The organism is Streptomyces sp. NPDC050738, from assembly GCF_040654175.1.
Lineage (GTDB): Bacteria > Actinomycetota > Actinomycetes > Streptomycetales > Streptomycetaceae > Streptomyces.
In genome coordinates this window covers 1-13,156 of record NZ_JBFAHN010000028.1, presented here as the reverse complement: position 1 = coordinate 13,156, position 13,156 = coordinate 1, and the positions used below count along the sequence as shown (strand labels likewise).

Annotated in this window: 12 protein-coding genes and 1 pseudogene; 7 read left to right on the top strand and 6 right to left on the bottom strand. The window is 68.0% G+C overall.

All coding sequences use genetic code 11. The features are described from left to right. Positions 1-72 precede the first annotated feature (72 nt). From AB0H78_RS37755 to AB0H78_RS37745, 3 genes are all read right to left on the bottom strand, one after another. On the bottom strand, positions 73-975 hold the full coding sequence (locus tag AB0H78_RS37755; RefSeq protein WP_363239356.1) for a TIGR03619 family F420-dependent LLM class oxidoreductase: 903 nt from the start codon (positions 973-975) through the stop codon (positions 73-75). A gap of 139 nt (positions 976-1,114) precedes the next feature. Continuing rightward, on the bottom strand, positions 1,115-1,738 hold the full coding sequence (locus tag AB0H78_RS37750; protein ID WP_363239355.1) for an NAD(P)-binding domain-containing protein: 624 nt from the start codon (positions 1,736-1,738) through the stop codon (positions 1,115-1,117). A 71-nt stretch (positions 1,739-1,809) separates the two neighbouring features. Next, positions 1,810-2,544 carry an SDR family oxidoreductase gene (locus tag AB0H78_RS37745; protein WP_363239354.1) on the bottom strand — a complete coding sequence of 245 codons (735 nt, stop codon included), beginning with the start codon at positions 2,542-2,544 and terminating at the stop codon, positions 1,810-1,812. 159 nt (positions 2,545-2,703) lie between these two features. Here AB0H78_RS37745 and AB0H78_RS37740 point away from each other — a divergent pair, with 159 nt between their 5' ends. The 5 genes and pseudogenes from AB0H78_RS37740 to AB0H78_RS37720 form a co-directional block, all read left to right on the top strand. Further along, positions 2,704-3,615: a LysR substrate-binding domain-containing protein gene (locus tag AB0H78_RS37740; protein WP_363239353.1), complete on the top strand. Its 912-nt coding sequence runs from the start codon at positions 2,704-2,706 to the stop codon at positions 3,613-3,615. A 300-nt stretch (positions 3,616-3,915) separates the two neighbouring features. After that, positions 3,916-4,257: a hypothetical protein gene (locus tag AB0H78_RS37735; RefSeq protein WP_363239352.1), complete on the top strand. Its 342-nt coding sequence runs from the start codon at positions 3,916-3,918 to the stop codon at positions 4,255-4,257. A 149-nt stretch (positions 4,258-4,406) separates the two neighbouring features. Beyond that, on the top strand, positions 4,407-5,186 hold the full coding sequence (locus AB0H78_RS37730) for a SigB/SigF/SigG family RNA polymerase sigma factor (protein WP_363239351.1): 780 nt from the start codon (positions 4,407-4,409) through the stop codon (positions 5,184-5,186). Positions 5,187-5,238: 52 nt separating this feature from the next. Further along, positions 5,239-5,553, top strand: coding sequence for a DUF5133 domain-containing protein (locus tag AB0H78_RS37725; RefSeq protein WP_363239350.1), 315 nt, complete (start codon positions 5,239-5,241; stop codon positions 5,551-5,553). Between the two features lie 191 nt (positions 5,554-5,744). Next, a pseudogene (locus tag AB0H78_RS37720) lies at positions 5,745-6,608 on the top strand (IS630 family transposase); the annotation flags it as partial. A gap of 177 nt (positions 6,609-6,785) precedes the next feature. On the opposite strand, the gene AB0H78_RS37715 reads toward AB0H78_RS37720, so the two are convergent. The 3 genes from AB0H78_RS37715 to AB0H78_RS37705 form a co-directional block, all read right to left on the bottom strand. Beyond that, positions 6,786-7,163: a nuclear transport factor 2 family protein gene (locus tag AB0H78_RS37715; RefSeq protein WP_319769573.1), complete on the bottom strand. Its 378-nt coding sequence runs from the start codon at positions 7,161-7,163 to the stop codon at positions 6,786-6,788. Between the two features lie 321 nt (positions 7,164-7,484). After that, positions 7,485-9,755 carry a PQQ-binding-like beta-propeller repeat protein gene (locus AB0H78_RS37710; protein ID WP_363239349.1) on the bottom strand — a complete coding sequence of 757 codons (2,271 nt, stop codon included), beginning with the start codon at positions 9,753-9,755 and terminating at the stop codon, positions 7,485-7,487. A 413-nt stretch (positions 9,756-10,168) separates the two neighbouring features. Then, the gene (locus AB0H78_RS37705; RefSeq protein WP_363239348.1) at positions 10,169-10,633 is read right to left on the bottom strand and encodes a MarR family transcriptional regulator; all 465 of its coding nucleotides are present in this window, start codon (positions 10,631-10,633) and stop codon (positions 10,169-10,171) included. 74 nt (positions 10,634-10,707) lie between these two features. Here AB0H78_RS37705 and AB0H78_RS37700 point away from each other — a divergent pair, with 74 nt between their 5' ends. Together AB0H78_RS37700 and AB0H78_RS37695 are read left to right on the top strand one after the other, a co-directional pair. Then, positions 10,708-11,082, top strand: a complete 375-nt coding sequence (locus tag AB0H78_RS37700) for a VOC family protein (protein WP_363239347.1) — start codon at positions 10,708-10,710, stop codon at positions 11,080-11,082. After that, positions 11,079-12,029, top strand: a complete 951-nt coding sequence (locus tag AB0H78_RS37695; protein ID WP_363239346.1) for a DNA-3-methyladenine glycosylase 2 family protein — start codon at positions 11,079-11,081, stop codon at positions 12,027-12,029. Before AB0H78_RS37700 ends, AB0H78_RS37695 begins: the two co-directional genes overlap by 4 nt. Positions 12,030-13,156: the final 1,127 nt, after the last annotated feature.

Below are 13,156 nucleotides of genomic sequence, written 5' to 3'. Positions count from 1 at the left end.
GACTCTCTTCCTCTGGTCCGAATCGGACGGCTTGCCCGCCCGTCGCTTCTTCGGCGTTCGTTTCTTCGGCGGTCACAACCGGCCGGTACGCTCGATCACCTGGCCGGCGAAGTCGAGGAGCTGGTCAAGGCCGGCGAACATCGTGAAGGCATCGAAGTACGCCTCATCGACACCGGATTCGGCGTACCGCTTCAGTTGGTCCGCGACCGAGTCGACGGACGTACTCGGCTCGAGGTTGATCCGCATGGCCGTCTTGAGTGCGTCGGGGTCGCGGCCGGCTTCCTCCGCCGCTCGACGCGCGATCGACCACAGGCGGCCTGCGCCCTCGTCCTGACTGTTGACCGACGCGGCGGGCGCCGGCCCTTGGACCCCGAGCCAGCCGACACCGCTGCGGCCGACCCGGCGCATCGCGGCCTCACTGGCACCACCGATCCAGATGGGCGGCCCGCCCGCCTGGACCGGACGGAGGTCGGCGTGGACCGGTGGCATGGTGAAGAACTCGCTGTCCCAGGACACGGGACTGGTCGTCCACCACGCCCGCAGGAACGCCAGCATGTCATCGAGCATTTTGCCGCGCCGGCTCCAGTCCGCGCTGCGGGCGACGTCGTACTCCTGCTTCATCCACCCCACCCCCACACCAACGCCGAGGCGGCCGCCGCTGAGCACGTCGAGGGTGGTCAACTGCCGGGCCAGGTGCGGCGGCTCGTAGTAGAACGTGCTGAGCGTGCTGGTGTTCAGTCGCACCCGGTGGGTGGCCGCCGCAGCGACGGTCAACAGCAGCATCGGATCGAAGGAGCGGGCCATTTGTGGCCCCCGGTCCAGATAGCCATTGCCCAGATCAACCGGCGTGACCAGACGATCGCCGACCCACAGGGTGTCGTAGCCGAGGTCCTCGAGTCCGCGGACGAAAGCGCTCAGGGCGGGGGCGTCGCTGACCGCGGGCCCGACAAGGGGAATCACGAAACCGAGCTGCATTGCGTTGCGCCTCCTTGGGCGACTTTCGCCACTATTGACATCTGACATCTGACATCTGACATCGACGAGTCGGTGGTTCCGTCAATTGGCCAGAGCGCACGGCGCCCTATTTGCCGACTGTTTGGTCAGCCCCGGAGGGTCAGCCCGTAAACTCGTTGGCGCCCAGGGCGAAGTTCCCGTGGCCGATCCCGTTGCCGGCGAGGCCTACCGTGAGCACGCCCGCTCCTTCGAGCCAGTGCGCCATTTTCAGGCCGCCGACGTCCAGCGGGCGCAGTCCGAGGCTCTCGATGAATGCCGCGACGTCCGCCTTGGCCTGCGGGTCGTCACCGGCGAAGAAGACGTCGGGCCGGCCGTTCTCCAGAACGCCACGGAAGATGGTGTTGAAGGCCTTGAACACGTTGGCGTCGGCCGGGGCCACCTTGGCGACTTCCTGCGCGATCGAGGTCTCCTCGCTGTGGGCCAGGCCATCGCCCGTGGTGTTGAAGGGGTTGCTGATATCGACGATGGTCTTGCCCGCGAGGGCGTCCCCGTATTGGGCGACGGTCGGAACGACCCCGTCGTACAACATGGCCGTGATGACGATGTCCCCGGCCGGGACGGCGCCCCACTCACCCGTCGTCGTGCCGCCGCCCAGAGTCTTGGCCAGGCCCTCGGCCTTGGACTGATCGCGTGCCATGATCTCGACGGTGTTGCCGCCCGCCACCGCGAGCGCGCCGATCGTGCGGGCCATGTTCCCCGCACCGATGAAGGTGATGCTGCTCATGAGCTGTGCTCTCTTCCTGTTCTCGGGGGCGCCTGTTCTCGAGGCACCGCTCTGTCGTGTGCGTGCGTGGTTCAGATAGCGGTGGTGCCGCCGTCGGCGACCAGCTCCAGACCGTTGACGTAGCTGGAGTCGTCGGAGGCGAGGAACAGGGCGATCGTGGCGATCTCCTCGGGGCGGCCCATCTTTCCGCGGGGGATCAGGGACTCGAAGGCAGTCCTGGTCGCCTCGTCGAACAGCTCTTCCTGCTTGGCCGTGCCGACCTGGCCGGGGGTCAGGACGTTCACCCGGATCTTGCGGTCGCGGAGCTCGTTGAGCCAGACACGGGCAAAGGCCTGCTGGACCGCCTTGCTTCCCGCGTAGAGGCTCCAGCCGGGGAAGGCGCCGAGGGAGGCGTTGGATCCGGTCATCAAGATCGACCCGTGGTCGTTGAGCAGTGGTAGTGCCTTCTGCACGGTGAACAGGGTGCCGCGGGCGTTGAGCGAGAAGGAGCGGTGGAACTGTTCCTCGGTGATCTCGCCGAGCATGGCGGGCTCGCCCATCCCGGCACTGGCCCACAGCACGTCGATCGAGCCCTTCTCCCGCTTGACGGTGTCGTACAAGCGGTCCAGGTCGTCCAGGTCGGACGCGTCACCCCGGACGGCGGTCACGTTGCGGCCGATCAGTTCGACGGCCTCGTCCAGTGCTTCCTGCCGCCGGGCCTGGATGAAGACATGCGCTCCCTCCTCGACGAAAAGCTTGGCCCCGGCCAGTGCCAATCCAGTGGATCCCCCGGTAATTACCGCTACCTTGCCATCGAGCTTTCCCACGATCACTCCATTGAATTGATGAGTAGCAATTACCGATCCCGAATTCTTGTACCGAATTCTCTCGGCCCCATGAACGATGCCATTGGCCTGAGCGGGTGTCCAAGACCCGTTTCGACCGTGGTGATAACCTCAAGGCATTGCCGGACCGGGAGGGGCCCCATGGATCTGGATCTTCGAAAGTTGCGCTACTTCGTCGCCGTCGCCGACAGACTGCACTTCGGCCGCGCTGCCGAGGACCTGCACATCGCGCAGCCGGCGCTCAGCCGGCAGATCCGCGCGCTGGAACAAGACCTCGGCGCACCCCTGTTCACCAGGGACAGCCACGGCGTCACGCTGACGGACGCGGGCCGACAACTCCTGGACGACGCCGGTCCGTTGCTGGCCTCCGCGCAAGCGGTCAGGCGCCGGGTGACCGCGGCTGCCCGTGGCGGCCAGCGGCTGGTGGTCGGTTTTCGGGCTGGGATCCCGGTCATCCCCGCGGCGCAAGAGTTCAGTGGCCGCCATCCGGACGTGGTCGTGGACGTGCAGCGCATGGAATGGGACGACCAGGTTCCTATGCTGCTCGACGGCCGCGTCGACGTCGGCTATGTGCGGCTGCCCATCGACGAGACCGGCCTGCGCCTGATGCCGCTCTACACCGAGCCGCTCATGGTGGCGCTGCCCGCGGGCCACCGGCTGGCCGGCAAGGAGGAAGTCACCGAGGCGGACCTGGCCGGTGAGCCGCTGATCTGGCATGCCGACCCGAGCACGCAGCCCACCAAGCGCCCGCACCCCGACTCCGGGCTCCGGGTGCGCGGGGTGGAGGAGAAGCTCGAGCACGTCGCAGCCGGCCGCGGCATCTCGTTCGTGGGGCGCTCGGAGACCGTGTTCTACTCACGGCCGGACATCAGGTACGTGCCCGTCCTGGACCTGGCGCCCGACCAGGTATTCGTCGCGATGGCAGCGTCGCGCACCTCGCCACTGGCCGACGACTTCTTCGCCGCGGCTCAGTCGACGGCTGAGATCACGGCAGAATGCGGGAACTATGAGATGTGGCAGCTGGTGACCGACGCCGCTGCACAGCGCGGTTGAGCGGTTCGGCAGACGACATCAGGGTCGGTGCGCCAGATCAGGGCGAGTTCGTCCAGGGGTACGCCAAGGACCTCGCTAGCGCTGCGGAGGTCTGGTCAGAGTCGGAGAATCACCCCTTGTCGGCCGTCGATCTCGGCGATCGCTCGGCACTTGGACGACCACGAGACGATCCGCGCCTATCTGAACGGCGAGCGAGTCTCTGGATATGCCGCCAGTCGCCGGACGCGTTCACGCCCTCTTTGGAGTACTGCAGCCAACGGCTGAGCGACGACCCGCACTTGTGGGCATCGACGCTCCCCGATGGAACTCGGCTATTGGGGCGGCTACCTCGCCTTCGCCCGTGTCCTGCGGCGATATAAGGCGCGATCGCACCGCGAACCGTGCCGGGCTACGAGCGGTCGCGACTTGGCGATCATCGCGCATCTCCTCGTCGGTGCCCTGGCTCACTCGCGCCGATGGTGGGCCGTGCTTGCGGAGGCGGAGACTTTCCCGTGCCTGGTGCAGTCAATTGATGCCGTGCTGTGGCGCCTGGGCGGCGCCATGGACCTCGTCCACGCTGCGGCTGAACCGCAGCTGATCGCTCACGTGCTGCCTCTGGGCGGCACCCTGCCGGCTGCTGCCCGGCAGCTGCACACGCGTTGACCTGCGTCTGTTTGCTGGAAACGATGTTGGGCAGGCGGATATCCAGTGCTTGGGACCACAGGCGCATCTGCGCGGAGTGGTATACCCGGATGTGGGGTCGTCGCTGCTTCCCGCAGTTATTTCTGCCAGGTAGCAAGAGGAGGCCCCTGATGTCCGTCCATCACCCGCATGACGATGCTCCCGAGACCGCTGAGGCGTTCCGCCGGCTTGCCGCCGCTGGCTCTGCATCTGAGCGCAATGTGTTGCGAGAGGCACTGGTGGCGGCCTGGTTGCCCATGGCGCACCGTGTCGCCGGGAAGGTCCGTGGCCGGGGCGAGAGCCTGGAGGACCTCCAGCAGGTCGCGGCGCTGGGCTTGGTCAAGGCAGTTGAGCGCTTCGATTGGGCGCGTGGGGCCTTTGAGCTGTACGCGGTCCCCACGATCACCGGCGAGGTACGGCGCCACTTCCGTGACCACGGCTGGGACGTACGTGTTCCGCGGCGCGTGCAGGAACTGCGCAACAAGGTCCGCGTCGCACGCCGCGACGTCATCGACCAGCCCGGTCACGGCGCCGAGCCCAGCACGGAGGAGATCGCCGCCCGGGCGGGTCTGACCCTGGACCAGGTACGCGACGGCATGGAAGCCCTGGAGAGCTACAGCGCCCTGTCCCTGGACGCCGAAATCTCAAAGTCGAACGACGGATTCAGCCTCGCCGACACCCTCGCCACCACGGAGGCAAGTGATGACCGCATCGCGGACCGCGAGGCGGCCAAGGAGGGCCTGCAAGCGCTGCCCGACCGCGAACGCACCGTTCTCTACCTGCGCTTCTTCGAGGACATGACCCAGGCCCGCATCGCCGACCGGCTCGGCATTTCCCAGATGCACGTCTCGCGTCTGATCAGCCGCAGCTGCGCGCAGGTCCGCGAGCACGCGCTCGGCGCCGCCGCATAGCAGCAGACAGGCTCCGCCCCGCCGAACTGCCCACGGACTCGAGGAGTCGACTGTGCTGATCCCCTCCACCGAAGACCTGCGTGCCGCTCTGGCGCAGTACGCCGACGCGGTGATCACCGACGAACGGTGCTCCACCCCCGAGAGCGCCCGCAGACGGGAGAACACGGCGTACACCCTGTGCGTGCTGACAGGCACGTCAGAACCGGACAGAGCAATCGCTGCCGCTGACGCCCTCCTGTTGCACCGGCAGAGCGGAGGAGTGACGGAGGAGGGCAGTGCGCAAACTGAGCTGCGGCCCTCTCCGCCCCAACCTGGGGGGCTGGCAACGGCGGCCGATCCCTCGGCCGCCGTCACAGAAGCGGCATAGGCGGTGTGGAATCCTGCGGCGAGCGCGAGCGGCACGAAGTACGGCCAGTGATCGCGCGACAGAGCAGCGCCAGCAGCGGCCCCAGCTAGCACCCGCTCGCCCAGCGGCAGGCACCACGGGCGACCCATCATCGTCTTGTTGCCGCCCCGCTCACGGCGGACCGTGAGGCGGCCAAGGAAGGGCTGAAGTCTCGGTGGGCGGGAGGCCGTCCCCGCCAACTCAGCCATGACGACGAGGACTTCGTCATCCAGACCGCCACCACCCGCCCCACCAAGCTCGGCCGGCCCTTCACCCGCTGGTCACTGCGTAAACTCGTCGCCTACCTACGGGAAAGCCACGGCCGGGTGATTCGCATCGGCCGCGAGACGTTACGCGGCCTGCTCGCCCGCCACGGTGTCACCTTTCAGCGCACCAACACCTGGCAGGAATCCCCGGACCCCGAGCGCGAGGCGAAACTGGACCGGATCGAGGAGGTCCTTGACCGCTTCCCGGACCGGGTCTTCGCCTTCGACGAGTTCGGCCCCCTCGGGATCCGACCCACCGGAGGCAACTGCCGGGCCGCGCAGACCAGGCCCGACCGGGTGCCGGCCACCTACCACCGCACCCACGGAGTGCGGTACTTCCACGGCTGCTACTCGGTCGGCGGCGACACCCTGTGGGGCGTCAACCGCCGCAGGAAGGGCGCCACCAACACGCTGGCCGCACTGAAGTCGATCCGTGCCGCCCGACCCGACGGCGCACCCATCTACGTGATCCTGGACAACCTGTCCGCCCACAAAGGCGCCGACACCCGCCGCTGGGCCAGCAAACACAAGGTCGAACTGTGCTTCACCCCGACCTACGCCTCCTGGGCCAACCCGATCGAAGCCCACTTCGGACCACTGCGGCAGTTCACCATCGCCAACTTCCACCACCCCAACCACACCGCGCAGACACGGACCCTGCACGCCTACCTGCGCTGGCGCAACGCCAACGCCCGCCACCGCGACGTCCTGGCCGCCGAACGCAAGGAACCCGCCCGCGTTCGCAGCGAGAAGGGCATCCGCAGGGGCTGACGGCCCCTCAACACCGCAGCCTGACCAACCGCGAACGTACACAGCCACAGCGCATCATCGGACCGCTCGTGGCCAAGCGCGGACGACCGAAGCGTTGTGAAGATGATCTCGGCTGGGCAGACCCGGAGCCCCGAACGGGGCCGGTTCAGGAGAAGGACGGGGCCAGAGGAGAATGATTCAGGAAGCGGACGGCTCGATCTCCCCCGCGAAGACGATGACCTGGTCGATGAGGCTCCGCCGCAGATGGACGACGTCCGTTCCCGCCAGGCGGGGGCCGCCATCCGGCGTCGTGAAGACCCACTCGTACCGGGCCCACTCGTCCGGCATGTCCACCGCCGAACAGCGCACCATCGTGCCGGTCCCCGCGGGGTGGCGCCGGATGTCCAGCACGAACCGCTCGACGGCCTCGATCCCCTCACTGCGGCCCAATGGTCCCCAGAAGACCACGTCCGAGGTGAGGGCCTGGGAGAGCAGCGCAGTCACATAGCTGTCGTCCGAGGCGTTGAACGCGGAGATGAATGTGTCGATCGCGGACCGCGCGGTCTCTTCCTGCATGCACCAGTAATACCAGTCGCCTTGCGGACCGCGCTCGTCCCGTGAGCCTGTGAGCCGTCTCCCGACCACGGTGAACCATCCCGGTCACAGCACTGGCTGCGGAATGGTGGGGCTGTACTCGCCCGTGGGACCATGAGTGTGGCGAGCTCTGTGCGTTGTCGTGCACCCTCTCTCCTGCCATGAGGTGGACCAGTAGGTGCATCGCCGTGGAGGCCATCTTCGACGGGGGCCGGCACACGGTGGTGAGGGCGAGGCGGCGAAGCCCACCACCGGGGGATCTCCCGGGTCGTGCGCGATAGAGCCGGAAATCAAGGACCGAGCTCAGATGCGCAAGGCCCATAGGGTGCTCTCCTTGTCGGCGATGTAGATCCGGCCATTGCTGGATTGTGGGTCTGTGGCGAAGGTCGTGGTGAAGTCGCCGGACCAGACTTCGCGGCCGGACTTGGCGTCGAGGACCCGAAGGTGTGCCCACTTGGTGAAGGCATGGTCGTGGGGCGTGGTGAACAGCAGGTAGTTGCCGCTGAGCGCGGCACCCTCGTCGGCGCAGTGCCAGCGCTCTCGGCCGTTGTCGGCGTCCAGGCACACCGTGCCCTTTCCGGTGGGCAGGGCGATTCCGCCTCCGGTGCCGACCACGCCCTGTACACCGGCGATTTGCTTGTACGAGCCGTCGGTGTCGTACTCGGAGGCCCGCTGGTAGGGCCCGTTGTAGGTCCACTTCACCGTGCCGGTGGTCGCGTCCACGGCCGTGGGCCTTCGGCGGTCTCCAGCCGCCAGCGGCAGGAACACGGTCGTGCCCGACACGGTTGCCTGCCAGGTGCCCTCGGCCGAGCCGGCGGGATCCTCGTGATCCTTGAACGGCATGCGCCACACCACGTCACCGGTGCGCACCGAGCGGCATACGAGATCGGTGGCAGCCTGCTTTCCGGCCTCGTAGAGAAGAAGGAACTTTCCCAGCGAATGCGCCAGGCCATTTCGCGCGATGAGTCCCGGCTGTCGCCACACGGTCTTACCGGTCCGGGCGGAAAGCGCCGTATCGCCGATGACCACCAGATCGCCCACACACAGCGCCCGTTCCGGTGCCCCGGCCGGATTGCCGGTAAGGAACCTCCAACGGTCCTTTCCCGTGCGCGGGTCGAGGCCGGCCACGCTGGTGTCTCCGGACACGATGACCAGGCCGCTGGGGCGGTGTACGTCCCAGCTCAGCGAGTCGAGTTGGTAGCTCCACAACCGCTTGCCGGTGATGGTGTCGAACGCATTGATCCCGAGGGTTGATTCGTCGGCGGGTTTGCTCTTGACGATGGCTGCGTCTTCGACAATGGCGAATTGTGGGCCGCCGCCCCCGGTCCAGTTCTGCCCGTTCAGCGTCGCCTTCCACAACCGGGTGCCCCGGGCGGCGTCGAAGGCATGCACCATGAGCGGACCGTTGCCGCTGGTCACGTACCAGCGGTCTCCGCTGACGATGGACGTCGGGTTGGTCCTGTCGAGTTTCTGCGCGTCTCCGACGTTCAGCGACCAGGCGACCGGGCCCTTACCGGGTTCCTCGGTGAGATAGAGGGCGGCTGCGGTGCCGGCGGCTCCCAGTGCGACTACCCCCACGCCCCACTGCAATGCGCTGCGTCGTGTGAGCGCGCGCGGGCCGGGCGGGCCGGGAGGATTCGGAACGTGAGCCGTCGTGGCATCCGGGGAGGGTTGTGTCGGCGGTCCGCCCGGATCCACGACCGTGGGCGTCCATTGCGCCGGCACCTGCCCCGCGCCGTTCAACGCACGGAGCGCGGCGCCGAGTTCCGCGGCCGATGTGAATCGCCGGTCAGGATCCTTCTCCAGGAGCCGCAGGATGAGCTCGTCCCACGCAGCCGGGATACCGGGTCGTACGCTGCTCGGCGGCGGAGGCGAATCGTTGAGGTGCGCAGTGAGGTATCCCAGCGCATCCGGAGCGCTGAACGGCAATGTGCCGGTGAGCAGTTCGAACAGCAGGCACCCCACCTCGTAAAGATCGCTGCGCTCCTCAGGGCGACCACGGGCCTGCTCGGGCGCCATATAGGCGGCCGTCCCCACGATTGTGCCCGTGCGGGTCAGCAGGTCACCGATGCCGGCGGGGTCTGCGGCGCGGGCAATCCCGAAGTCCAGTACTTTCACCCCGGCGTTGGCTGTGACGAAGACGTTCGCCGGTTTGATGTCGCGGTGCAGGATGCCGCCGGCGTGTGCTGCGGCCAGCGCGTCGCAGATCTGCGCACCCCACTCCGCGGTGTCCTGTGCGGAGACCGGGCCGCGGCCAACGACCGTCTCCAGTCCGCTGCCCCGCAGGAACTCCATCACCAAGAACGGCGTGCTGCCCTCTGCCGTGACCGCCTCACCGAGATCGTGGACCGCCACGATGCGGGGGTGCTCGAGCGCCGCGGTGATCCGTGCCTCGCGCAGGAATCGGGCGCGCAGTTCACCAGCCGCGCTGCCTCCGCCCGCCAGGAGTGAAACGACCTTGACGGCGACGGTACGTCCGAGGCGTTCATCGAACGCCTCCCACACCTCGCCCATCCCACCACGCCCGACCAGCCGCTGCAGTTGATAGCGCCCGGCCAGCAAAGCCTCACCCACGACACAGCCCCCTATTGATTCTGCGGCCGCATGCTAACCCGATGTCCTCAGCACACGCTGCAGTCGAGCACAGAAGATCGTGAGGAGGTTCCGGACGTTCCTGCACGCGTGGGCGTGGATGGCTTATTCGGGCGCGGTGGCGCTGCGGCGCTGCGGACCACGAAGTACGTGGATACTGCCGTCGCGCAGCCGCGTGGGGCCACGAGATCAACGATGGGGATGTTGCCTGTTATTTGCCGCTGAAGTTCAAGAGCCTCAACGTCCTCGGCCGCGTCAGCTTCCCCCTCACCCCCGCGCCTACGCCACGGGGGACCCGAACGCACGATGACGGGGGCGGGTGGTTCACTGTTGCGGGCCACGGGCACTGTCAACGCTGTTGTGGCCGTCAGTGAAACCGGCTGGTGCCGCCAGAGTCAGCCGTCCAGCGCTTGCGTCATGTGGTCGAGGTCTTTGAGGAGTGCGTCGAGCCGGTCGGGGCGGATGGCGCTGATCATGCGGGCTTCGATGGCGTAGACGGATTCCTGGGCGACTGCCAGGCGGCGACGGCCTTCCTCGGTGAGGTGGGCGGGGCGGGCGCGACCGTGGTCGACGGTCGCCGGGCGGGTGATGAGCTGCGCGTCCTGAAGGCCGCGCAGGACGACGTTCATGGACTGGCGGCTGACGAACGTGGCACGGCCGAGCTCGGCGTTGGACAGTCCGGGGCGGGCGGCCAGGACTTCCAGGCAGGCGTACTGCGGCACGGTCAGGTCGTACTCGCGCAGGGCTTTGTCCATGGTGCCCCGCAAGGCGGCGTGGGCGCGCTTGAGCCGGTAGCCCACGTGGTCGAGCACGTCCCGGGACGGGTGCGGAGGTTCCACTGGCGTGTCCTTCATGTCCATATTTTGACATCTGTGGGGTGACCGTTCTACCGTCGAGTATGTCAAAGTCCTGACATTGATTCGAGGAGGACATCATGTCTGTCAGCATCGACGGCCCCACCTTCGTCGCCCTTCAGGTCCGTGACGTGGAGGCGGCGGCCGAGTTCTGCGAGAAGCGCCTGGGCCTGCGCCGCACCCCCGCCTCGCCCCCGGGTGCGGTGGTCTTCGACACCAAGCCCTGCCCGCTGGCCGTGCGCGAACCGCTGCCCGGCACCGACCTCGACTCCGGTCGCCCGGGACTCGGCGTCGCCCTGTGGTTCTCCACCCCCGACGCCCAGGCGCTGCACGACCAGCTGACCGAGGCCGACGTCAAGATCCTCGCCCCGATCACCGACAGCCCGTTCGGCCCGATGTTCTCCTTCGTCGGCCCCGAGGGCTACGTCCTGACCGCCCACGGCGCCCGACCGTGACCGCCGCCTCCTTCACTCCCAAGGGCCCGTTCTCCCTCGCCTCGTCCATCCAGTTCCTGGAGGGCTTCACCCCCGCCTCCTACGACCAGGCGGCCGACGGCGTGCTGCGCATGGCCTTTCCCACCGACGACGGCGCCGGCGTGATCGGCTGCGCGGTACGGCAGGGGAGAGGGGCAGGTGGCCGGCCCGGCACGGTCACGGCGGACTTCACCGTGCACACCGATGCCGGCGACCCCCTGCCGACAGTCGCCGCCACCGCCGAGGGCAAGGCGGCACGGACGCAGATCGCCCGCATCCTGTCCCTGGACGTCGACGGCACCGGCTTCCCCGCCCTGGGCGCGAGCGATCCGGTCGTGGCGGGCCTGCAGGCCGACTACCCGGGGCTGCGCCCCGTTTGCTTCTACTCCCCTTACGAAGCGGCCGCCTGGACCATCATCGGCAACCGCATCCGCAAGACCCAGGCCGCCGCCGTCAAAGCGCGCATCGCCCGCGCACACGGCCAGGCCCTGGACGTAGCAGGACACACCCTCCACGCCTTCCCCACACCCCACGCCCTGCGCCGACTGGACCACTTCGCAGGACTGACGGACCTCAAGGTCGAGCGCCTCCACGCGCTCGCCGACGCCGCCCTCGACGGACGCCTCGACGCCACCGCACTGCGCGCCCAGTCCGCCGAATTCGCCCTCACCGACCTCAGGGAACTGCCAGGCATCGGCCCCTTCTCCGCCGAGCTGATCCTCATCCGAGGAGCCGGACATTCCGACGTCTTCCCCGTCGCCGAACCCCGCGTCCACCAGGCCATCACCGCCGAGTACGGCCTCGCACCCGCGACCGCCGGCGAGCCCGCGCGCCTCGCGCAGATCGCCGAAGCCTGGCGCCCCTATCGAAGCTGGGTCTGCCTCCTCCTGCGTGCCCGAGCCCAGGACCAGGCCGCCACAGGAGCGTGAGGCACTCTCACTGTCGGTCCTCTATCTGAGCAAGATCAAGAAGAGGTACTCCGAGGCCGGACAGACCCGGACCGGCTCGCATAGCTCGTTCTCATGCAAACGCCGCTGGGTTCCCCTGCTGTTCTGTGACGTTCCGCGCTGGAAGGGCTGCCTGGTGGTGCGTCACATATGGTGTGACGTCCAGGGCTACGGCGCCTGCCGCACACCTGTAGGCGATCACCCGCGCGGCTCGCTGTCGCGCCGAGCAGCCGGTGTTCCTCATCTCTGCCGTGCCCCGCTCGGGCGAGGCCGTGGAACTGGCCCGATCCATCAACAGGTCCCTGACCGGGGCCTGTTCCGATCACCGGGGTCAGCGTTCTAGGCTGGATGAGTGAGCTGACGGGATGTCGCGAGCCATGCTGCGACCCGAGGCCCCGCCTGTCACTCACCCGGACTCCAGGACCCGAGTCCAGCAGTGCAGAGACCTGCTGGAGCCGTAGCACCGACTCGACGGCTCCAGCCGCCGTCCTCCCGGCATCAGTTCGGCGGAGTACTCCCGCTACCCCGTCACCGAGGGGACACCCGCGCAAGGAGGTGACGAGGGGGAGCCTCGCTCCTTGCGCAACCGACGGCCGTCGCCCCCGAACGGGCGGCGGCCGTCCCCTACCGGGACACTCTTTCCCACCGCGTGTCGGGGGACATCGTGACACCCGACGGTGCACCTCGACGCTACTCCGCACACCCTCAAGTGCCCCCTGCATGTGCCGGACTGGCTGCGACGGGCTCAGGAGGCAGGCCCTGACATCAGTCCCACGCGCCACACCACGCCCCGGCCACACAGGGCTGACGCCATGGCACGCGCCTACCGCGTGCGAGCTCTCAAGCGCCCCCCGCCCTGCGAACGATCACCATTCGTGTGGCTGCTCTCAACGCTGCCAGGATGCAGCAAGTCCGGGATAACACCACGACGACCGGGCGGGATATCCGAGGCCCGTGAGAGCGTCGGGTGTTCGGCGCTCGGCCTTCATCAATGCCCACTCCAGCTCGTCGGTATTACTGAGCTTGAACTCGTGAAGTCGTAGCTGCTGACAAGCCTTGATCCTCGCGGTACGCCGTAGTTATGAGGTACGCGCAGGGTGGTGGTCTGA